Source organism: Kibdelosporangium aridum (assembly GCF_900176515.1).
Classification (GTDB): Bacteria; Actinomycetota; Actinomycetes; order Mycobacteriales; family Pseudonocardiaceae; genus Kibdelosporangium; species Kibdelosporangium aridum.
The window spans coordinates 36,390-58,185 of record NZ_FWXV01000015.1; the positions used below are offsets into that span (position 1 = coordinate 36,390).

General features: G+C 66.5%; 17 protein-coding genes. 7 read left to right on the top strand and 10 right to left on the bottom strand.

What is annotated here, in order from left to right:
• From B9C43_RS49610 to B9C43_RS49620, 3 genes are all read right to left on the bottom strand, one after another.
• The gene (locus B9C43_RS49610) at window positions 1–1,062 is read right to left on the bottom strand and encodes a ParB N-terminal domain-containing protein (protein ID WP_143447160.1); all 1,062 of its coding nucleotides are present in this window, start codon (window positions 1,060–1,062) and stop codon (window positions 1–3) included.
• Between the two features lie 323 nt (window positions 1,063–1,385).
• Entirely contained in the window at window positions 1,386–2,114 is a 729-nt protein-coding gene (locus B9C43_RS49615) for an IclR family transcriptional regulator (protein ID WP_160097305.1), read from the bottom strand.
• 90 nt (window positions 2,115–2,204) lie between these two features.
• Entirely contained in the window at window positions 2,205–5,108 is a 2,904-nt protein-coding gene (locus B9C43_RS49620) for an ATP-binding protein (RefSeq protein ID WP_084434272.1), read from the bottom strand.
• A gap of 335 nt (window positions 5,109–5,443) precedes the next feature.
• Here B9C43_RS49620 and B9C43_RS49625 point away from each other — a divergent pair, with 335 nt between their 5' ends.
• The gene (locus tag B9C43_RS49625; RefSeq protein WP_084434273.1) at window positions 5,444–6,265 is read left to right on the top strand and encodes an AfsR/SARP family transcriptional regulator; all 822 of its coding nucleotides are present in this window, start codon (window positions 5,444–5,446) and stop codon (window positions 6,263–6,265) included.
• 166 nt (window positions 6,266–6,431) lie between these two features.
• On the opposite strand, the gene B9C43_RS49630 is transcribed toward B9C43_RS49625, so the two are convergent.
• Window positions 6,432–7,304 carry a LysR family transcriptional regulator gene (locus B9C43_RS49630; RefSeq protein WP_084434274.1) on the bottom strand — a complete coding sequence of 291 codons (873 nt, stop codon included), beginning with the start codon at window positions 7,302–7,304 and terminating at the stop codon, window positions 6,432–6,434.
• Window positions 7,305–7,395: 91 nt separating this feature from the next.
• Here B9C43_RS49630 and B9C43_RS49635 point away from each other — a divergent pair, with 91 nt between their 5' ends.
• The 5 genes from B9C43_RS49635 (at window position 7,396) to B9C43_RS49655 (ending at window position 14,318) form a co-directional block, all read left to right on the top strand.
• Window positions 7,396–9,171, top strand: a complete 1,776-nt coding sequence (locus tag B9C43_RS49635) for a gamma-glutamyltransferase family protein (protein ID WP_084434275.1) — start codon at window positions 7,396–7,398, stop codon at window positions 9,169–9,171.
• 126 nt (window positions 9,172–9,297) lie between these two features.
• A complete protein-coding gene (locus tag B9C43_RS49640; protein WP_235039298.1) occupies window positions 9,298–10,923 on the top strand; it encodes an ABC transporter substrate-binding protein in 1,626 nt (541 codons plus the stop codon).
• The gene (locus tag B9C43_RS49645; protein ID WP_033387509.1) at window positions 10,923–11,879 is read left to right on the top strand and encodes an ABC transporter permease; all 957 of its coding nucleotides are present in this window, start codon (window positions 10,923–10,925) and stop codon (window positions 11,877–11,879) included. Before B9C43_RS49640 ends, B9C43_RS49645 begins: the two co-directional genes overlap by 1 nt.
• Entirely contained in the window at window positions 11,876–12,751 is an 876-nt protein-coding gene (locus tag B9C43_RS49650) for an ABC transporter permease (RefSeq protein ID WP_084434277.1), read from the top strand. Before B9C43_RS49645 ends, B9C43_RS49650 begins: the two co-directional genes overlap by 4 nt.
• A gap of 10 nt (window positions 12,752–12,761) precedes the next feature.
• Window positions 12,762–14,318 (top strand): ABC transporter ATP-binding protein, encoded by a 1,557-nt coding sequence (locus B9C43_RS49655; protein ID WP_084434278.1) that lies wholly within the window; start codon window positions 12,762–12,764, stop codon window positions 14,316–14,318.
• On the opposite strand, the gene B9C43_RS49660 is transcribed toward B9C43_RS49655, so the two are convergent.
• The 3 genes from B9C43_RS49660 to B9C43_RS49670 all read right to left on the bottom strand — a co-directional run bounded on the left by B9C43_RS49660 (window position 14,315) and on the right by B9C43_RS49670 (window position 15,610).
• Window positions 14,315–14,521, bottom strand: a complete 207-nt coding sequence (locus B9C43_RS49660; protein WP_033387512.1) for a helix-turn-helix domain-containing protein — start codon at window positions 14,519–14,521, stop codon at window positions 14,315–14,317. The genes B9C43_RS49655 and B9C43_RS49660 overlap by 4 nt on opposite strands.
• Complete coding sequence (locus B9C43_RS49665) at window positions 14,521–15,000, bottom strand: DUF2975 domain-containing protein (protein ID WP_084434279.1); 480 nt, start codon at window positions 14,998–15,000, stop codon at window positions 14,521–14,523. The genes B9C43_RS49660 and B9C43_RS49665 overlap by 1 nt, the downstream gene beginning before the upstream one ends.
• A 208-nt stretch (window positions 15,001–15,208) precedes the next feature.
• Window positions 15,209–15,610, bottom strand: a complete 402-nt coding sequence (locus tag B9C43_RS49670) for a tetratricopeptide repeat protein (RefSeq protein WP_084434280.1) — start codon at window positions 15,608–15,610, stop codon at window positions 15,209–15,211.
• A 168-nt stretch (window positions 15,611–15,778) separates the two neighbouring features.
• Between B9C43_RS49670 and car the strand changes: the two genes are divergently transcribed.
• Window positions 15,779–19,216 carry a carboxylic acid reductase gene (gene car, locus B9C43_RS49675; protein ID WP_084434281.1) on the top strand — a complete coding sequence of 1,146 codons (3,438 nt, stop codon included), beginning with the start codon at window positions 15,779–15,781 and terminating at the stop codon, window positions 19,214–19,216.
• Here car and B9C43_RS49680 read toward each other — a convergent pair.
• From B9C43_RS49680 to B9C43_RS49690, 3 genes are all read right to left on the bottom strand, one after another.
• Window positions 19,213–19,983, bottom strand: coding sequence for a D-Ala-D-Ala carboxypeptidase family metallohydrolase (locus B9C43_RS49680; protein ID WP_084434282.1), 771 nt, complete (start codon window positions 19,981–19,983; stop codon window positions 19,213–19,215). The genes car and B9C43_RS49680 overlap by 4 nt on opposite strands.
• 131 nt (window positions 19,984–20,114) lie before the next feature.
• Complete coding sequence (gene rimO / locus B9C43_RS49685; protein WP_084434283.1) at window positions 20,115–21,479, bottom strand: 30S ribosomal protein S12 methylthiotransferase RimO; 1,365 nt, start codon at window positions 21,477–21,479, stop codon at window positions 20,115–20,117.
• A gap of 3 nt (window positions 21,480–21,482) precedes the next feature.
• Window positions 21,483–21,692, bottom strand: a complete 210-nt coding sequence (locus B9C43_RS49690; protein WP_084434284.1) for an uS12 family ribosomal protein — start codon at window positions 21,690–21,692, stop codon at window positions 21,483–21,485.
• Between the last annotated feature and the right edge of the window lie 104 nt (window positions 21,693–21,796).

A 21,796-nucleotide genomic window follows, 5' to 3' on the forward strand; every position in this document is an offset into this window, starting at 1 on the left:
TCAACGAGCCTGTCCGGCCAGGAAACCGTCGCCATCCTGGTCCAAATCGCCGATCCGCTCGCTGAACTCGGCCCAGAACCGGGCGTTGTGCCGCGCCAGCGCCGCGACCGTGGTGACGCAGTGGGCCGGGATGCCGTCGACCGGCGGGACCGCTTCACTGATCATGGTGTGGTTGTCCAGCCAGCGAAGTAGCGCACGTCCGGTCTCGTTGAACCGCAGCGACGGATCCTTGCGCAGAGTCTGCATGATCACCACAGGGTCAAGGTCAGGCTCGGTACGGTCGGAGACTTGGCGTCGTGGCGCACTCGACGCGGCCCGCGGCCCGCTCTCCCGCTCGCGGCGAGCCGGAACCAGGTCCTCGCCGCACCTGAGCCGGTTGCGCACATCGAGCACAGTGGACGGTGCGATCCCGACCGCCCTGGCGATGTCGCGCAGTGACCTGTTCGGGTCGGCCCGCATCAGCTCGCCGGCCAGTCTCCGGCCTTCCGCACTGTCGATCGGCCGTAGCCTGCCGTCCCGGCCGATCCGGGTGTTCGACTGTCCGTTTCCGACAGTCGAACACTTGCGGATGGTTCCCACTGTGGTCGCGGCAAGGCCGCTCACCGCGGCGATCCACCTGTCCGAACGCAAGGGATGCGTCATGACGATCCGCGCGGCGGCGGCCTTGCGGTCAGCGAGGGACAGTGGCAGGCCGTTGGAGGTGTTCGCCTCTACCGCGAGCACGAACGCGTCGTCCTCGTCGCCGTCGAAGAACCGCACCTCGATGTGGTCGCGCGCGCTCAATTCCGTGGCGCGCAGCCGATGTACACCGTCGATCACCCGCATTGTGGGGCGGTGCACGATGATCGGCGGCATCGGTGTGTCCATTTCGGCGAGAGCTCGCACGTGCGCGTCACTCACGCCGTCCGTTCGGGGTGAAGGCCCGACCCGCAGCACGCCGATCGGGACCATTTCCGCGGCGGCGCGGGTTGACTGTGACTGGTATGCACGCCAAGGCGATGGCGCGTCTGCCTCGGTACCGCCGGAGACATCTGCGATATCCCCATAGCCATGGGGTTTCATCAAAAGCCACCCTTCACTTCACGTTCATCGCAGGACAATGCGCACCGCCGGGGTTCATGACGGGGCTGTCCATGCGCGGGGCCCCTGCGCATGGGCGGCTCTTTTGGCGTCTGCGCCTGCAAAATCGACTGTCACGCCGAACTATTCGCAACCTAGCATCGCGCGGCGCAATGGGTTGGAATGCAAGGGTAATCGGAGAGTATCCACCGCCGGACCCGCGGCGATTACCGACAAGTTACGCACGCGACGTCAGCAAGTTGTCGCATACAGTCGACAATCATGGCGGGCAAGCGGCACCGCTGAAAGAGCGAGCGAATGCGGGGTTACGAGCGCGCCAATTGGCCTAGGCGCCCGGCGAGCTGGCGCAGATCGGCCACCAGCGATTCCCGCAGCGGAGTAGTCAGCCGTGCGGCCAACAATGTGGCGCCGACCGCGGTCGGCGGATTGTCCGAGCCGGACAGCGCGACGCTGATGGATGTGACGCCTTCGGTGCTCTGCTCGTCGTCGACGGCGTACCCGCGTTCCCTTGTGGCGTCCAGATCGCGGCGCAGTGCGTCCATGGTGCGGTGCGAACGCGCAGTGAGCTGCGGCAATTCAGACAACTGGGCCAGCCGCTTGTCCAATTCGGACTCGGGCAGGCCGGCCAGCATCGCCTTGCCCAGTGCGGTGGCCACGGCAGGCAGCCGCAATCCGATGTCGCTGGCCAGCCTGATCGGTTGGCAGCCGTCGTGCCGTGCGATGTAGACGACCTCGGATCCGTCGAGCACGGCCAGCAGAAGCGTTTCGGTCGCGGCTACGGCAAGGACTGCGGACTGCCCGCGGAACTCCGCCACGATATCCGTGCCCGCAAGGAAACCACGGCCGAGTTCGACCAGTTTGTACCCCAGCGTCCACCGGCCGTCCACCCGGCGGATCATGTGGGTGCTCTCCAGCGCGGAGCAGAGGTTGGCCACCGTCGACTTCGCCAGATCCAGTGCCCTGGACAGCTCGGCCAGTGCCATCGGCCGCTGTCTGCGCGAGAGTTCCTCGAGGATGGCGACTGCTCTTGTCACTGCGGGAGACCGGCTGTCGACAGCGCGCAAAGAACGCGGTGGCGCCGACTCGCTCGTTGTCAACGAACGCCTCCCTTTACCCGGGTCGCCTTAGTCTCGCATGTTCTGAACGGCAGCCGACACAGTGTTGCGCCCGCTGCGCAGCACCTTCAGTTCACCGGCGACCCACCGCAGCCGCGCACGGAACCACGCGGGCATCTCGGTCAGTGCCACGTAATATCGCACGGCCGCATCGGCCTGGCCGCGACGGGCATCCCGTGGCACGTCCCCGTTGGTGGCTGGCTCTTCGCGGCCGACCAAGTCACCCATGGAACAACCGGCCATCGCGGTGATGCGTTCCTCTTCTTTGCGGTAATCGGCCAGTAACTCGGCCATCCGGCAGTCGGGCAGCGCGTCGATCCACGCGATGACGTTCGTGCGCTTGGCGGCTCGCAGGGCGAGCGAAAGCTGCGAGTACACGACGTGCCGATCGGGCGGGAACCGGAACTCGTACCGGGTGTCCCCACTGCACGCGTCGACCGCCGACCTGACCAGGAACCCGTGCCGGACAAGCTCGTTCAGGTGGGGCTTGACCTCGTCCTTGGCCCAGCGGCCCGCCGCGGCCACGGCATCGCCCCAGACCACCGGACCAGCCACGGCCGCGTCCTGCAGAACCGACCTCGTCGCGATGGGCAGCCGGTCGACGCGCTCGGCGGTCATCCGTTCCATCACGGGCGGCAGCACGCCGTCGGCTTCCATTGGCGTGGCACCGTTCGGATCCGAGTTGACGGCCTGCTGGATCAGTGCCACGTAGTCGTGAGCGAATGCCGGATTTCCATGGCATGCGACCACAAGCGCACGCGACAGCCAAGCGAGGCCGCCGCCGTCGGGCTGAGTGGGATCGATCCGTTTCGGAATCAGCCCATGGGCGTCGAACAGGTGATCCAGCAGCACTTCCATGTCACTGTCCGGCAGGGGCAGCAGCGTCACGGGCGTGGCATGCCGCTGCGTCTCGGCCCATTGGGGCCGACGGACCACGGCTGCCGGCCGCGCGTCGGCGACGACGAGCACGGAGGCTTCGCTCGATGAGCGCGTGATCCGGCCGACGAAGTCCAGCACGCGGTGGTCAGCGAACTCGACGTCATCCACTACCAACACAATGCAGCGCACCGTGGCGATCCGTTCCAGCATCCGCCACCACGCCGCCATCCGGTCCGCGCGGCGCGTGACCGGGCCCGATGGCGACGTCCGGTGCAGCAACGGCTGGAGCGCGGAGATCATCCACACGGCCTCGACCGCTGTCAGCGCGGTTCGCTTGACGAACTCGTGCAGCTTCCGGTTCGCCGTCTCCGGCAGGTCGTCACCCGTTATCTCACAACACTTGCAGAGCGCGTCCGCCAGCGCCGCATCGTCGAGCACGACCGGCAAGTGCACGACCGGCACGGGCTGGTGGCCGGCAGTGCGGCTGGCGACCAGCCACTCGACCTCGGCAATGAGACGGCTCTTGCCCATTCCAGGATCACCGTGCACCGACACGACCTCAGGCGTTCGTTGCCGCAGGAACCGGTCGACCACGCTCAGCAGCGTGTCGCGCGCCCGCTGATGTCCGATCATCGGCACAGGCCAGCTCTGCGGGGGCGGTCGCACACCGACCGCTGCCCAAGCGACCGATGAGATCTGGGCACGCTCGTACGCCACTGTGTTCTCGGAGGCCGCCCGCGTTTCGTCGGTCACCCAGATTTCGTTGTTGTGCACGAAAGGAAGCAGTGAGTGGCACGCGTCGACGGTCGCACCAGTGATGCTCGGCGGACTGTCGTTCTCCGGACGGAACCGCGCCAGCACCAGACCGGTGGCCACGACCATACGCAGCCGGTCCGCGGTTTCGCCGAAGACTTCCTTGATCGTGGAACGGATCGCCAAGGCACACAGCACGGCGCGCCGGGCGTCGTCGTGATGACTGCGGGGCGCGCCGAAGACGATCAGCCAGTGCGAACCGAGGCGGACCGTGACGACCCCGCCGAACCGCTCGGCCTGCGGCCGGATCAAATCGTCCACATTGGCCAGTGCGTCGTCCAGGTGTTCCGGGTCGACGCAGCAGTCCGTGGACGGATCGACCCGCACCTGCAGCACGCTCACCCGACGGCGTTCGGCGACGATCTGACCGGGCGACTCCGGCTCGACCGGCGCTTCGGCGACGGCGGCGCTGCTCGTGGTCTGCGCGACCGCTTCTGCCACACCGGGACGGCCGGTCAGCAGGAGCGGATCGTTGGCGCGGATCGACCGGTACAGCTCCTTGAGCTCACGGCCGGGCTCGATGCCGAACGTCTGCTCAAGGGTCGCCTCGGCTTTCTCGTACATGCTCAGTGCCTCGGCTTGCCTGCCGCAGCGGTGCAACGCGAGCATGAACTGGCCCAGCAGGCGCTCACGCATCGGCTCAGCCGACGTCAGCTCCTGCAACTCGGTCAGCACCGATTCGTGACGGCCGCGCGCGAGTTCGGCGGCGAAGAAGTCCTCAAGCGCGTCCAGCCGGGTGTTCTCCGCCGCGGCCAGCTCCGGCCACTGAAAACCGGCCTCGGCCAGATCGGCCAAGGCCGGTCCGCGCCATAACGCGAGAGCTTCTCGCAGTAGCGTCGACGCTTCGTCGACACAGTTGTCCGCCTGTACGGTTCTTGCCCGCTGCACGAGCGACTTGAACTGCCAGAGGTCGATCTGCTGCTCGTCGACCGTGAGTTGATAGCCAGGTTCGCGGGTGACCAGACTGACCGCGGGCTGCGATCGGTCCTCAGCCGCAGCGGACAGCGCTTTACGCAACCCGGAAACCGAATTGTGCAAGATCTTGCGCGCCGACGCGGGCCTTCCGTTGCCCCACAAGGCAGTGAGCAACCGGCTGGTCGAGACCACCTGGTTGGGATAGAGCAGCAGATACCCCAGTACGGCCCGGCGGTTGAGTCCACCGAGGACGACCTCGCCCCGATCGTCGGCCATCCGCAGCGGCCCCAAGATCTGAAACAACATCCCTTTCCTAGCCCCCGACCTGATTCCCCAGTCTTGTCGGCGCCGCACCGGACAACCGCTACGGACTGTGCGGTCCGTTTTGCGAATGGAACCACGTCCACTCTACGGAACGCAACGATGACTCAGCGTGCAAGGTGTGCCCGGGCAGGAGATCTTGCACCACCTCCCAACGCCGCGTTCAAGCAATCTGACACGGTGTCGAAACACCGCAGCGCTAGGCCCAGATATGGAACGGTGGACAGTGCGCGGTACGCGGTGGGCGAAAACATGCCAGCCCGTTGCGTGCCCCGATCGTCCATGATCTCGATAGCACCGGTGATCTGAACGGAGGTGTCATGCGGTTTGCGGTGCTCGGTCCGCTTGAGGTGGTGGACGACGGCGTCGCCGTCCCAATTCGCAACGCACGGCTGCGCGCGGCACTCGGCATGCTTCTGCTCAACGCCAACCATGTGGTCACGACGGAGTGGTTGGTGGCCAGCTGGTGGAACGACGGCCCACCACCGACTGCGCGCAAGATGGTCCACAAAACCATGGCAGACGTGCGAACGATGTTGCTGCGCGCCAGTCGCGACTCGTCCGAGACTCCGGCCGTTGTCGCCACGGAGCGTGGATACGTGTTGCGTGTGGCACCTGAGCTGATCGACCTGCCCCACTTCCTGGCGCTGGCCCGCCGCGCCCGCACAGCGCTGGCGACCGGAGCGACGAGCCAGACAGTGGGTGCGCTGCGGGAAGCACTGGCCATGTCCCGTGGCCCGGTCCTGGCAGACCTGGTGGACATGGGCGTCTCATGGCCGGAATTGCGAGCGGCGGACCAGCAACGCTTGGCAACACTGGAAATCCTGTTCGACGCGGCACTGTCCCGCGGCAGGCACCGCGACGTCGTCGGCGACTTGGCGACACTGGTGGAACGAGACAGCCCAACCGAACGATTGATCGGCCAGTGCATGGTGGCGTTGTACCGCTCGGGGCGCCAATTGGACGCACTGAACATCTACCGCGAGATGCGCGCGACCGCCGTCACGCGGCACAACCGCGAGCTGGGCCGCGGATTGCAGCAACTGCACCAAGCCATCCTCAACCAGGAAAGCTCGTTGGAGTGGTCGCACGGCCAGCCAGCGATTCCCGGCGGCCTGCACCTCACCGGCGCTTCCGTCTGATTACTCTGGCGACACTGACGCTAGTCCACACCGCCGAATTGGACCGGGCCATTACCGCGTGTAAATACTGCGGCACTGTCCAAACTGGCCACGACGGTCTCCTGGATACCGGCTGCGGCGGCTGAGGCCAAAGCTTCGTGGACGCCGGTGCGTCGCATGGGTCCTGTCAGGCGCGCAGTGTGGTGTCGATGAAGGCCTGTGTCGCCGCGGTCAACTGGCCACGCCGGTACACGAGCCACTGCGGAAGTCGTTCTGGCGGTGAGAAACGGTACACCTCAGCGCCCGCGCGCACCGCGAGATCCGCCCACCCGTCCGGCATCAAGCCAGCCCCAATCCCCTTGAGCACCATAGGAAGTACGACGCTGCGATCGCCGACCTCGGCTGCGATGGTCATATCGCCGACGGTGGCGGCGAGCCGGTCGAACAGCGCACGGACAGCGGTCGCGGGCTTCGTCACGACGAACTGCATCCCACGCAACTGTGCCGGGGTGACGTCCGGGCCTGATTCGAGTGTTCCCGGTGGCACGACAAGCAGGAATTCCTCGTCCCGCAAATGATGTGCCACGAGTCCGCGTCCGGTGGGCCGTTCCGCGTTACCGCACACGCCCACTTCGCACCGGCCCTGCAGGACCATGGCGATCACCTCGGCCGCCGACAGCGCAGACGAAGTGCTCACGACAACGCCGGGATGGTGCGTGCGCAACTCGGCGATGATGCTCGTCACCGGTTCCAGTGCCGAGGACGACGTCGCCGCGACGTCGACACGGCCGACTGCGCCCTCGCCGATAGACCGTGCGGCGGCACGCATGGCGTCCAGATCACGCAGCACAAGACGCGCTCGGTCGGCGAGCATCTCCCCTGCGCTGCTCAGCACCACGTTACGGCCGACGCGATGGAACAGCTCCACGCCGAGTTCGTGCTCGAGCTTGGTGATGGCCCGTGACAGCGAGGGTTGTGCCACGCGCAACGCACGGGCGGCGTGCGTGAAGCCGCCGTGTTCGACGATCGCGACGAAGTATTCGAGCTGGCGGCGTTCCATAGCAAGACGCTATCGGAATGGTGTCTTAGATGTCTTGGACACACGACCAGACCCGGGTGTGTACTGCCAGACAAGCAGGCGAAAGGACCCGATGTTCACCACCCGGCCCACCTTGCAGGGCACTTTCGGCATGGTGTCCTCCACCCACTGGCTCGCCTCGGCGACCGCCATGGCGGTGTTGGAGGACGACGGCAACGCGTTCGACGCGGCGGTCGCCGCCGCCTTCGTGCTCCACGTGGTCGAACCGCACCTCAACGGACCCGGCGGCGAGGTCCCGATCATCATCGCGCCCGCGGGCGGCAGGCCGCAGGTCCTGTGTGGACAGGGCGGCGCCCCGGCAGGCGCCACGATCGACCACTACACCTCCCTTGGCCTCACGCTCGTCCCGGGAACAGGACCGCTGGCCGCGGCGGTTCCCGGGGCGTTCGACGCGTGGATGCTGCTGTTGCGTGACCACGGCACCAAGCGGCTGGCTGACGTGCTGAAGTACGCCATTGGTTACGCCGAGAACGGCCACCCGGCCGTCGAGCGGATCGGCGCCACGGTCGAGACCGTCCAGGAGATGTTCGAGACCGAGTGGACCACCTCGGCCGCGCTCTACCTGACGAACGGCAAACCCCCGGCGCCCGGCGCCCTGCTCAAGAACCCGGCACTGGCCGGCACATGGCGGCGGGTGATCACAGAGGCCACCGGCCCGAGCCGGGAAGCCGAGATCGACAAGGCCCGTGAGATCTGGCGCGAGGGGTTCATCGCCGACGCCCTCGCCGAAGCCGCCGCACAGCCCACAATGGACACCTCGGGCGAACGGCACGCGGGCACCCTCACCACAGACGATCTCGCCGCGTTCGAGGCGACCTACGAAGACCCTGTCACCTACGACTGGAACGGCTGGACAGTCGCGAAAGCCGGACTGTGGAGCCAAGGACCGACCTTCCTCCAGCAACTCGCGCTACTGCCGGACAGCCTCGACTACGCCACGCCGGACTACTTCCACACCCTCATCGAGGGCACGAAACTCGCGATGGCCGACCGCGAAGCGTGGTACGGCGACAGTACCGACGTTTCCATGGAAGCGTTGCTAGCCAAGGAATACAACGACTCTCGCCGTGCACTCATCGGCGAGTCCGCATCCTTCGACCTGCGGCCGGGAAGCCCGGAGGGACGCGAGCCGCGACTGCCCAAGCTGCTCACCGACGGCAGCCTCTTGGATGTCCCGCAGGTCGCGGGTGTCGGCGAACCGACCGTGGCCAAGAGCGGCCGTACGCGCGGCGACACATGCCATGTCGACGTCGTGGACAAGTGGGGCAACATGGTCGCGGCCACGCCCAGCGGCGGCTGGCTGCAGTCCAATCCGATTGTCCCGAGCCTCGGTTTCCCGCTGGGCACGCGCTTGCAGATGGCCTGGCTGGAACCTGGATTGCCCAACTCGTTGGCGCCCGGGCGCCGGCCACGGACCACGCTGTCGCCGTCGCTGGCGTTGCGTGGCGGTGAACCGGTCATGGCGTTCGGCACGCCAGGTGGCGATCAGCAGGATCAGTGGAGTCTGCATTTCTTCCTCGCCGTCGCCTTGCGTGAAAACGTGCGCGGTGGCCCAGACCTGCAAGGCGCTATCGACGCACCGAACTGGCACACCAACAGTTTCCCGAGTTCCTTCTACCCCCGCGAAACCGTTCCGGGAAGCGTGACGGTCGAATCGCGTGTCGGCGCGGACGTGATCGACGCGCTGACCAGCCGCGGCCACCGGGTGACAGTGGACGAGCCCTGGTCGGAGGGCAGATTGTGCGCGGTGGCGCGCGACCCGGACACGGGCGTCCTCTCCGCTGGGGCGAACCCGCGCGGCATGCAGGGCTACGCCTCAGGGCGATAGTGCCGTACGGGAACGGAAAATAGCGGTCCGTCCGCCGGACCGCTATTTTCCATGCCATTTTTCGAGCGAAACATTTTAACTATTTCGAAATGCAAAATGGCGAATCCGTGTCGTACGTTACTGGCCATGCGACGTTCCCGGGTGCTGGTGATCGCGACAGCCGCCGCCACACTGGCCGCCTGTGTCCCGATCCAGGCGGTCACGTCCAGCGGCGAGCGTACCGACAACTACGGCATACCCATTGGCTCCCAACGGATCCGCGAAGGCGGCGAGCTGGTGATGGGGCTGTCGAACGAACCCGACCGGCTCGACCCGACGACATCAAGCTCGCTGTACACGCGCTACGTGATGAGCACGATCTGCGAGAAGCTGTACGACCTCGACTCCCGCGGCCAAGTCGTTCCGCAGCTCGCGACCGCGCTGCCGACGATCTCCGAAGATGGCCGGACCGTGACGATTCCGGTTCGCACCGGGATCAAGTTCGCCGACGGCAGCCCCTTCGACGCGACCGCGGTGACCACCAGCCTGCAACGGCACCTCACGCTGAAAACCTCCCAGCGCACCAGCGAAATGGGGCCGATCGAAGGCATCCAGGCGACCGGTCAGGACACGGTAGTGATCCGCTACAAGCGCCCGTTCGCACCGATCACGGCGGCGCTCGCGGACCGCGCCGGGATGATCATGTCCCCGGCCGCGCTGAGCGCGAAGGGCGACAACTTCGGCGACGCGCCGGTCTGCGTCGGCCCGTTCAAGTTCGTCCGGCGCGTTCCGCAGACGTCGATCGAGGTCATCCGTGACCCGTTGTACTACGACGCGGCCAAGGTCCACTTCGACTCGATCGTCTACCGGATCATGCCGGACACCAACAGCCGTGCGGCCAACCTGCGCTCTGGGGATGTGCAGGTTGCCGACACCATCTCGCCGCAGGACGTGGACGCGCTGGCCAAGGACCGCTCACTGCGTGTGCTGCAGGCCGGATCCCTTGGCTACCAAGCCGTCACGATCAACACGGGCAATGTGGACGGCGCGGGCAAGCCGCCGAAGCCGATCGACACGCCACTCGCACGCGACCCTCGGGTCCGGGAAGCCTTCATGCGCACGGTGGACCGCGAGACGCTCGTCAACACGGTGTTCAACAACTGGTTCGAAGTGGCCTGCTCCCCCATCGCCCCGCAGAGCCCGTACGCGTCCGACGCCAGCAACACCTGTCAGCGGTTCGATCCCGCCCGGTCACGGCAGCTGCTCGCCGAGGCCGGGGTGCCGATCCCGCTCACAGTGAGCATGCAGGTCACCAACACCCAGGACCAGCTGCGCTTCGCCCAGGCGCTGCAGGCCAGCGCGGCCGAGGGCGGGTTCGACCTGCGGATCGTCCCCGTCGAGTACTCCACCCTGCTGGACGTGCAGAAACGCGGCGACTTCGAGCTGCTGCAACTGGGCTGGTCCGGGCGGATCGACCCGGACGGCAACATGACCCGGTTCCTGGCGACCGGGGCGGCCGCGAACTACGGCGGGTTCTCCTCGAAGGAATTCGACGACCTGCTGGCCCAGGCGTCCCGCACCAACGACGTCAAACAACGTGCCGAGCTGTACGGCAAAGCGATCGGCATCATCCAGCAGCAGAACCCGATCGTCTACACGTACCGGCTGCGCAACCTCACCGTGCACTCCGAGCGCGTCGCCGGCATCGAGGTCTACTCCGACGGTGTCGTGCGGCTCGGCAAGGCCGCCTTCGTCGAAGGTCAGGAGGGATAGTGGCACGCTACCTGTTCCACCGGCTCTGGCAGTCCGCGCTCACCTTGGTGCTCGCGTCGATCATCGTGTTCATCGGAGTCCGTGCCCTGCCGGGTGATCCAGCGTTGGCGATGGCGGGTGAGGAAGCCGATCCGGCGACCGTGGCCGCGGTGCGCGCCGAGCTCGGTCTCGACGAGTCCCTTGTGTCGCAGTACTTCAAGTTCGCGGGCAACACACTGTCCGGCGACTTCGGCGAGTCGGTCCGGACCGGCACCCCGGTCAGCGAACTGCTCGGCGCTACCTTGCCGGTGACCATCCAGCTCGCGATCTACGCGATGCTCATCGCGATGCTGCTCGGATTGGCCGCGGGCGTCGCCGCCGCGGTGTACCGCGGTCGCTGGCCTGAGTGGACGGCCAACGGCTTCTCGCTGTTCGCGTTGTCCGTGCCCACGTTCTGGCTCGGGATCCTCGCTGTGCTCTACCTTTCCGTGCAGCTGGGCTGGTTTCCCGCGTCGGGGTACGTTTCGCCGTTCGAGCATCCGCTGCGCGGGGTCTACTACCTGACGCTGCCCGCGTTGATCCTCGGTCTGACGCACGCGGCCGTGGTGCAGCGGCAGACCAGGTCGTCGATGGTCGAGACGTTGACCGCCGACTTCGTGCGCACCGCACGGGCCAAAGGACTCGGCCGTGGTGCGGTGATCTTCCGGATCGGCCTGCGCAACAGCTTGATCGTGGTGACCACGATCGTCGGCCTGCAACTCGGTGGGCTGATCGCGGGTGCCGTGGTCACCGAGCGGATCTTCAGCCTGCCCGGGATCGGCAAGCTCACCCTCGACTCGGTGTTCACCAGGGACTACCCGGTCATCCAGGCGGTCGTGCTGGTGATCACGGCCGCGTACATCGTGATCAACCTGCTGGTCGACTTCCTTTACACGGTCATCGATCCACGCATGCGTGTCTCTGGGAGGGCTTCATGACCGCCGTCGATCCCGTTGCGCCAGTGCAGTTAGGGCGCGTGCGTGGCCGGGTGCTGCGCAAACTGTGGCACAACCCGTTGGGCGTGATCGGCGGGGTTCTGCTGCTCATTGTGGTCGTCGCAGGGGTCTTCGCGCCGTTGCTCGCGCCCTATCCCCCGGCTCAGGTGCATTTCTCCACGCCGTTCCAGCAGCCGTTCACCGTCGGGTTCGCCCTGGGCACAGACGATCTCGGCCGCGATGTGTTGTCCCGCGTGCTGTACGGAACCCGTGCCTCGCTTGAGGTCGGCGTGTTGTCCGTGTTGCTGGCTGTGGTCGTCGGCGTGCCGTTGGGACTGCTGGCTGGGTACTGGCGATGGCTGGACGCGTTGGTGTCCAGGATCGCCGACGTGATGCTGGCGTTCCCGTTCCTTGTCGTGGCAGTGGGCCTGGCCGCGATCAACGGCGGCGGGATCGGCAACGCGGCCATCGCGCTGGGCATCGCCAACATCCCGACCATGATCCGCGTGGTCCGGGCCGAGACGTTGCGGCTCAAGGAATCCGACTTCGTGCTGGCCGCGCACACGATGGACGCGGGAGCGGTGCGGATCCTCGGCGGGCACATCCTGCCCAACGCCCTGTCCGCGATCATCGTGCAGGCCACCGTGATCATGCCGTCGGCCGTGCTCGGTGAAGCGATCCTGTCGTTCCTCGGGCTCGGCATCCAGCCGCCGGACCCGAGCCTGGGGATCATGTTGTCCGACGCCCAGCAGTACCTGTTCCGCACGGTCTGGCCCGGTGTGTTCCCCGGCGTCGCGATCGCGTTGATCTGCTTGGGGTTCAACCTGTTCGGCGACGCGTTGCGGGACGCACTCGACCCGAAGACCGCACGGTAGGGGAACCAGGATGACTGAGCCGCTGCTGGAAGTCAGCGATCTCGAGGTGGCCTTCGGCGACGTGCCCGCCGTGCGGGGTGCCGGTTTGCGGCTGATGCCCGGCGAACGGATCGCGGTCGTCGGCGCGTCCGGATCGGGCAAGTCGACCACCGCGCACGCGATCATGGGACTGTTACCGGGATCCGGCCGGGTGACGGGTGGCCGGATCAGCTTCCGCGGCGAGGACATCACCCACGCCGGGGAGAAACGGCTTCGCCGGTTACGTGGACGGCAGATCGGGCTCGTCCCGCAGGACCCGATGTCCAATCTGAACCCGGTGGCGCGTGTCGGTCGTCAGGTCGCCGAGACCCTTGTGGCGCACGGATTGGCCGGGCGCCGGGAAGCCAAGGCGCGGGCCGTGGAGATCCTTGCCGAAGCTGGGCTGCCCGATCCTGAACGGCGTGCGCGGCAGTATCCGCACGAGTTCTCGGGCGGTATGCGCCAACGGGTGCTGATCGCGATCGGCCTGGCGTGCCGACCGGATCTGCTCATCGCGGACGAGCCGACATCCGCGCTCGATGTGACCGTGCAGCGGCAGATCCTGGACCACTTGGAGAAGCTGACCCAGGACCTCGGCACCGCGCTGCTGCTGGTCACCCATGACCTCGGGCTGGCGGCGGACCGCGCCGACCACGTGGTGGTGATGTCCGAAGGCAAGGTCGTCGAAGCCGGTCCCGCGCGTGAAATCCTCACCTCGCCGGAACACGACTACACCAAACGGCTTGTCGCCGCGGCGCCTTCGCTCACACGATCCCCGACGCGCGAGCGGGAAGCAGCCGAACCGGTGCTGGAAGTCGTTGGCGTGTCGAAGGAATACAAGATCCGCGGCGGCGGTGGTGTACTGCAGGCCGCGGATGACGTGTCCTTCACTGTCCGGCGTGGCCAGACGACCGCGATCGTCGGCGAGTCGGGCTCCGGGAAAACCACGACCGCCCATATGGTGCTCGGTCTCGTACCACCAACCGCCGGAGCGATTCGCCTGCACGGGACGGAGTCACCGCGCCGCGCGATGCAGGCAGTGTTCCAGGACCCGTACGGCTCGCTCGACCCGATGTTCACAGTGGAACGGTTGATCACCGAACCGCTGCGGATCTTCCGCATCGGTGACCGCGCCTCCCGGCGGGCCCGGGTGGCCGAACTGCTGGACCAGGTCGGGCTTTCACCTGCGATGGCTCAGCGGTATCCGAACGAACTGTCCGGCGGGCAACGACAACGGGTCGCGATCGCACGGGCGCTCGCGCCCGCGCCCCGGCTCGTGGTCTGTGACGAGGCGGTGTCCGCGCTCGATGTGCTCGTCCAGGACCAGATTCTCCGGCTGCTGGAGAGCCTGCAGCAGGAACTCGGGCTGAGTTACCTGTTCATCTCGCACGACCTCGCGGTGGTCCGGTCCATCGCGCATGACGTCGTGGTCATGCGCAACGGCCGTGTGGTCGAGCAGGGACCGGTCGACCAGGTTCTCGACTCGCCGGCCGATCCGTACACGCGGCAACTGCTCGACGCCATTCCGGGCGCGGGCGTCTTCAGTTAGTCGTCGACCCATTCGAGGAGGTCGCCGGGCTGGCACTCCAGCACCCGGCACATCGCTTCCAACGTGCTGAACCGCACCGCTTTGGCCCGGCCGTTCTTCAGCACCGCGACATTGGCGGGGGTGAGCCCGATCTTCTCGGCGAACTCACCCACGCTCATCTTGCGTTTGGCGAGCTCGACATCGATGCGCACGACGATCGCCATCAGATCACCGCTTCCATGTCCGACCGCAGCGTGGTGGCCTGCTGCAGAAGCGCGCGCAACACCACGACCAGCAACACGAACACGGAAACCGCCCCCGTGATCAGCGCGAGCACAATCCCGGTGCCCGGATCGTCCGCGTTGACCAAGACAACACCGGCCATGCCCAAGAGCACCACCCAGCCCGCACCGATCGCCCACAAGATCACATTCACCCACACCATAGCGGCGTCGGTGAAAATGCGGTCTCGCTTGACCAACGTGAGCAACTGCCAGATGCACACGATCACAACCTGGGCGCACACCACCCAGAACACCGTCACGGCAGTCAACGGCCAGCGCAGGTAGGCATGATCCGGCGAGACCCGGGCCATATGGGCGAACTGCCCCGGCAAGGAGACGGTCTCCAGCATCACCATGAGCCCGAACAGCAGAACCAGGAGAACCCTCAGCGGCACAACCGCCCGACGTACTGTGATCATGCATCGAGTGTCGCGCGCTATCTATCGAAAGTCAATCGATAGCTATCGTTAATCGTCCACCAAGAGGGGTTGGAGACGAAAAGGGTGGACGGCGCCGGGGCGGCGGAGTGGCACGACCACAATGCCCACCCTCGGCCCGACCCTCGCAACTGCCGGTCCAAAGTAGACAGGTCATAACCGCCCGTAACCGCCTAGGCGCACGTCAAAATCAGCCAGCCGCCGGCTCGCCTGTCAACGCTGCCGCCAGCCGCAACCACGGGGTCGCCTCATCGTGACGCCCCTGCCTCTGCAACGTGCGACCCAGCATCAGGTGCGCGTAATGCTCAACCGGATCCCGCTCAACCACCTCACGCAGCTGCTCTTCAGCCCGCCGCAACTGCGCCGAGTGGTAGTACGCGCGAGCCAGCAGCAACCGAGGTGCGATCTGCTCCGGAACCTCGGCCACGACCTCCGCGAGGAGGTTCGCTGCCTTGGCGTAGTCCTTCGCGTCGAACAGCAGCGAGGCCCGCTCCCAGCGCTCGGCGATGGTCTCCTCATACTCGTCGTCGAACAGGTGCAGTGCGGTCACCCAGCGGTCCGCCGTCACCCCGCTCGCTTGGTAGTTCGTCACGAATCGTTCAACATTCAACCATCCGGTCGCATTCCCCGGAAATCGATGGCAAGTGTCCGCCTCCCCGGGTTACCTCGGTGGCCGAGCCGACCACATAGCGTTAATTTAGTTGTTGTACGCACCTAAGTGCCAGGTGGACGCTGTGTGACAGCGACAGGAGGCCGGCTCATGTCCGAGGATCGCGAGCGGCACAGGCTGGAAGCACTGTACGAAAGCGACCGGCAAGTCCGGGATGCCCGACCGGACGAGCAGGTCATGGCCACCGTGAATCGACCGGGAATCAGTGTCCCCGAGATCGTCGCCACGCTGGTCGAGGCCTATGCCGACCGGCCGGTGTTCGGCCAGCGGGCAACACAACCAGTTACCGACCCGGCCTCCGGCCGGACGTCGTTGCAGCTGCTTCCACACTTCTCCACCATCACTTACCGTGAGCTTGGTGTCCTGGTGGATGCCATCGCCGCGGAATGGCGGCAGACGCTGCGAGAAGGCGACTTCGTGGCCGTGCTGGGCTTCGGCAGCTCTGACCTCGTCACCATTGACCTGGCGTGCGCGCGGCTGGCTGCCGTCATCGTGCCGCTGCAGGCGAGCGGGACGGCCGCGAGCCTCAAGCCGATCATCCACCAGACCGGCCCGCGCATCCTGGCGTCCAGTGTGGAGTTGCTGGATGTCGCACTCGACGTCGTCGCCGACAGCACGACGGTGCGGCGCATCGTGGTGTTCGACTACCACCCCGAGGTGGATGACGAGCGGGGGCGGCTCGAAGCCGCCCGCGCCCGGCTCACCGAGGTCCAGATCGACACCCTGGCCGACGTGATCGACCGCGGTCGGCTGATGCCTCCGCCGCCGGTGCCCATCCTGGTGCCGGACCGGCTGTCCACGTTGATCTACACCTCCGGCAGCACCGGCACGCCGAAAGGCGCGATGTACACCGAACAACTCGTTGTGGCCCAATGGCAACGGTGCATCCCCCGCCCGGCGGATCTGCCGGTGATCAGCGTCTGCTACCTGCCGCAGAGCCATGTCATCGGCCGTGGACTGGTGGAGATGACGTTGGCCTGGGGCGGCACGGTCAACTTCACCGCCAAGAGCGACCTGTCGACCCTGTTCGAGGACATCGCGTTGGTACGGCCCACCGAAGCGCCATGGGTGCCGAGGGTCTGGGACATGGTCTACCAGCGCTACCAGATCGAGCTGGCGGAGCGGGACGGTGACGCCGCAGCGACCCGCGCCTGGATCCGGGACGAACTTCTTGGCGGACGGATCCTGCGAGCGGTCACCGGCTCCGCACCGTTGTCCGCGGAGATCACCGAAGTGGTCGAAGCATGCCTCGAGCTTCCGCTGCACGACATCTACGGCTCGACCGAGGCGGGCATCGTCATGCAGGATCACCAGATCCTCCAGCCGCCGGTCCTCGAGCACCGGCTGGCCGATGTGCCGGAACTCGGCTACTTCCGCACCGACTCGCCCCATCCCCGTGGTGAGCTGCAAATCAAGAGCGAGATCCTGGTCCCCGGCTACTACAAACGTCCCGACATCACCGCCGACGTGTTCACCCAGGACGGTTTCTACCGCACCGGGGACGTGATGGCCGAGGTCAGCCCGGGCGAGCTGGTGTACGTCGACCGCCGCAACAACGTGCAGAAGCTCTCCCAGGGCGAGTTCGTAACCGTGTCCACACTGGAGGCTCTGTTCGTTGCCGCCGATCTGGTCCGGCAGATCTTCGTCTACGGCAGCAGCGAACGGCCCTATTTGCTCGCCGTCGTCGTGCCGACGCCGGAAGCGCTCGAGTCCGCCGGCGGTGACGCCGACGCGCTCAAGCCACGGCTGATCGAGTCGATCCAGCGGCTGGCCAAGGAGAAGGAGCTCAACTCCTACGAGATCCCCCGGGACATCATCGTCGAGACCGAGCCATTCAGCATCGAGAACGGACTGTTGTCCGGCCTGCGGAAGCTGTTGCGCCCCCAGCTCAAGAAGCACTACGGCCCACGCCTGGAGCAGATGTACGACGAACTCGCCGACCGCGAGATCCAAGAGCTGAACGAACTACGCCAGGCAAGCAACGACCAACGGGTGTCCGACACGGTGGTCCGCGCGGCCAAGGCCGTGCTGGGGTCGACCGTCTCGCTGCCGCCGGACACGCATTTCATGGATCTGGGCGGCGACTCACTGTCCGCGCTGACGTTCTCGAACCTGCTGACCGAGATCTTCGGTGTCGACGTGCCGGTGAGCGTCATCATCAGTCCGGCCACCGATCTACGCTCGCTCGGTGCTTACGTCGAGGCTGCGCTGGCATCCGGCGCCACCCGGTCCACCTTCGAGGCGGTGCATGGCAAAGGCAGCACGTCCGCCCGTGCGGAAGACCTCAAGCTGGACAAGTTCATCGCCCCCGAGACCCTCGCCGCGGCGAAGACGTTGCCGCGACCGGAAAGCCCGGCGCGCACCGTCCTGCTCACCGGCGCGAACGGCTACCTCGGACGGTTCCTGTGCCTGGAGTGGCTCGAACGGGTCGCGGAGGTCGGCGGCAAGCTCGTGTGCGTTGTCCGGGGCGCCACAACGCAAGCAGCCCACGTGAGGCTCGAGGAAGCGTTCGACAGCGGTGACGCCGAACTGCTGCGGCGTTTCCACACGGCCGCGGCCGGCCACATCGAAGTGCTGGCGGGTGACATCAGCGAACCGAACATGGGCCTCGACGACCACACCTGGAACAGGCTCGCCGAGACCGTCGACCTGATCGTGCACCAGGCCGCGCTGGTCAACCACATGCTGCCGTACGACCAATTGTTCGGCCCGAACGTGGCCGGCACGGCCGAGCTGATCCGGATGGCCGTGACGAGCCGGCTCAAGGCGGTCAGCTACTTGTCCACGGTCGCGGTGGTCGCCGAGCAGACGTCGTCCCCCGCGGAAGATCCGGACATCCGGACGACGAGCCCGGTGCGTCACCTCGACGACAGCTACGCCAACGGTTATGCCACAAGCAAATGGGCGGGTGAAGTGCTTCTGCGGGAGGCGCACGATCTGTGCGGCCTGCCGGTGACGACGTTCCGGTCGGACATGATCCTCGCACACAGCCGCTACCGCGGGCAGTTGAACGTGCCGGACATGTTCACCCGGTTGCTGCTCAGCCTGATCGTCACCGGCATCGCGCCGCTTTCCTTCTACCGCAATGACATATCGAACCCGCACTACGACGGGCTGCCGGTGGACTTCACCGCCGAGGCGATCGCGACGCTCAGCAACGTCACGGCGGGCTACCACACGTACAACGTCCTCAACACCTACGACGACGGTGTCTCGCTGGACGTGTTCGTCGACTGGCTCAACGAGGCAGGTCACCGCATCCAGCGCATTGATTCCTACGCCGAGTGGCTGGAGCGGTTCGAGACGGTGCTGCGTGCCTTGCCGGAGAAGCAGAAGCAGCACTCGGTGCTGCCCCTGCTTCACGCGTTCGCCAAGCCCGACGAGAACAACAGCCTTGGCATTCCGGCCGACCGCTTCCGCGCGGCGGTCCAGAAAGCCGGGGTCGGCCCGGACAAGGACGTCCCGCACATCACCAAGGAGCTGATCGGCAAGTACGCCACCGACCTGGCCCAGCTCGGCTTGATCTAGCGGTCGGCTGGCAGCTCTTCCACGCCTTCACGCGACACGCCGCAGCTCGGGGCCGACCAGAACCGGGTGGACCGGTGTGCGACGTGGACATGGTCGTCGTGGCCGACGTAGCCGGGGCCGAGGATCTCACTGAAGCCGTGGTTGCGCGCCTGCCGGGCCAACGCGCAGAAACCCTGCGACCCGGCACCGAGATCGACGGCGTCGCCGTAGAGGTGCCGGCTCGCGGGCGCGCCACCGACCGCGTTGTTGCAGGAAACGCTGCGGAAGCCGCCGTTGACGTCGATCGGCCTGTCCCCCATGGCATGCCGCATGGCCTGCAGCTTCCACATCGACACGAGCGCGTTGGCCCGTGCGGTCGCCGCGGACACGTTGCCGCCTGACCAGTCGGAGTTGCAGTTGTTCAGTTCGTCGTAGGTGAAGTTGACCGGGGTGCAGTCGTTGTCCTGCAACTCGTAGATCTTGCTGAACGTGGCGGGACCGGCGATGCCGTCCGCACCGAGCCCATAGGCCTGTTGGAACCGGGTCACGGCGGCTTTGGTGCCGGGACCGAACTGCCCGTCAAGGGCGAGCACACCGCCATAGCCTGGATAACCCGCCACCCGGATCTGCAGCTGCCGCACGTCGTCTCCCGACGCGCCCTCGGAAAGCGTGCGCCCCCACGTGTAGCAGGCGTCAAGCGGAGCCGGGTCGGCGCTGGCGGGGGTGACAACGCCAGCACCGATCGCGGCCGTGATGGCGAAGAGGGATAACACCGATCGAAGGTTCATCCAGCAACACCTTTCGAACACAGGGAAGTGTCGCCGGAGCGTGGCGAGCCCAGCACCGGATTGTCAAGAAGCAACCAAGTAAATCGCAGGTTCGCGCAGAAGCAACCACTCGGACGGCGCAAGGCGAACAGTCAGCCGGCCAGCTTGGCGTGGAGATCGATGCCGTTGGTGCCAGTGACGATCGCCTTGACGATGTCGCCAGGCTGCAGCCCTTCTCCCCCGTCGATGCTGACTTTGCCGTCGACGTCCGGCGCCTGGTGTTCAGCCCAGCCGTCGGTGCCGGGTCCGACGAGGACGTCGATCACGGCGCCGATGCGTTCTTCGGCACGCTGAGCGCACATCTCGTCAGCGAGGATCGCGAGTTCGTCGGCACGCTGTGCGATCAGCTCGGCAGGCACTTTGTCCTGGAAACCAGCCGCCTCGGTGCCTTCTTCGTCGGAGTACCCGAAGACGCCGATGGCATCGAGCCGCGCCTGCGTGACGAACTGGCGCAACTGCGCGAAGTCCGATTCGGACTCGCCGGGGAAGCCGACGATGAAGTTGGACCGGATGCCCACGTCCGGGTTCAGCGCCCGGATCGACCCGATCAGCTCGAGAAACCTCTCCCGGTCACCGAATCGCCGCATCCGGCGCAGCACCGGCCCGCTCGCGTGCTGGAACGGCAGGTCGAAGTACGGTGTGACGCCAGGGGTCGAGGTGATCACCTCGATCAGGCCGGGCCGCAACTCGGCCGGCTGCAGGTAGTTCAGCCGTACCCGGTCGACCACCGCGGCCAGCCTCGGCAACAGCTTGTCCAGCGCCCGGATGTCACCGAGATCCTTGCCGTAGGACGTGGAGTTCTCGCTGACCAGGATGACTTCCCGAACACCGTGCGCGGCAAGCCACTCCGCCTCGGCCACGATCTCGTCCGGGGTACGCGAGACGAACGCGCCACGGAAGCTGGGAATGGCACAGAAAGCACAGCGGCGGTCGCATCCGGATGCCAGTTTCAGCGGCGCGACCGGGCCGCCGCCAAGCCTGTGCCGCAGTACTCGCGGCCCGCTTGCCGGTGCGTGGCCCGGCACGTGCGTCTCGGATTCCCTGCGTCGCACCGGAGTCAGCGGAAGCAACGTTCTCCGGTCTTGCGGAGTGTGCGCGGGCTTGGCGCGCCCCTCCAGCACGTCGTCGAGACGCTCACCGATCTCGGGATAGTCGTCGAACGACAGCACGGCATTGGCCTCGGGCAACGCGTCGGCGAGTTCCTTGCCGTAGCGCTCCGCCATACAGCCCACCGCGACGACTTTGGCGCCCGACCCGGACGCCGCGAGCATGGCGTCGATCGACTCCTTCTTCGCCGACTCGATGAACCCGCAGGTGTTGACCATGACGACCGCGGCCTCGCCCGGCTCGGCGAGCCGCCACCCGGCTTGGTCAAGCCGGGCGGCGAGCTCATCCGAGTCGACCGAGTTGCGCGTGCAGCCCAGGGTCACCAGGGACACAGTGCGATCGGTCGTCATCGGCTACTCGGCGATCTGATAGCGGGTGGTCGGCTGGTCCGGGCTCTGCACCTTGCACGTGCCAGCCGGACAGTCACCACCCTGGGCGCCAGCGACAACGACGTCCGAACCAACCTCCGGTATCGCAGCGCTCGCGCCGAGATACGCGGTGACGACGAACCCACTGGCCAGCAGGACGCGGGCAACCTTGCGCAACCCGCTCACCTCGTACACACCCACACATTTGCCACGCTGCTCGCCTGCGCGAGCGGGCGGCGGCTGGGTGCGACTGCGGCGTTCTTCAGCGATCTGCCTGATCGTGTTCAGGATTCCCCCTA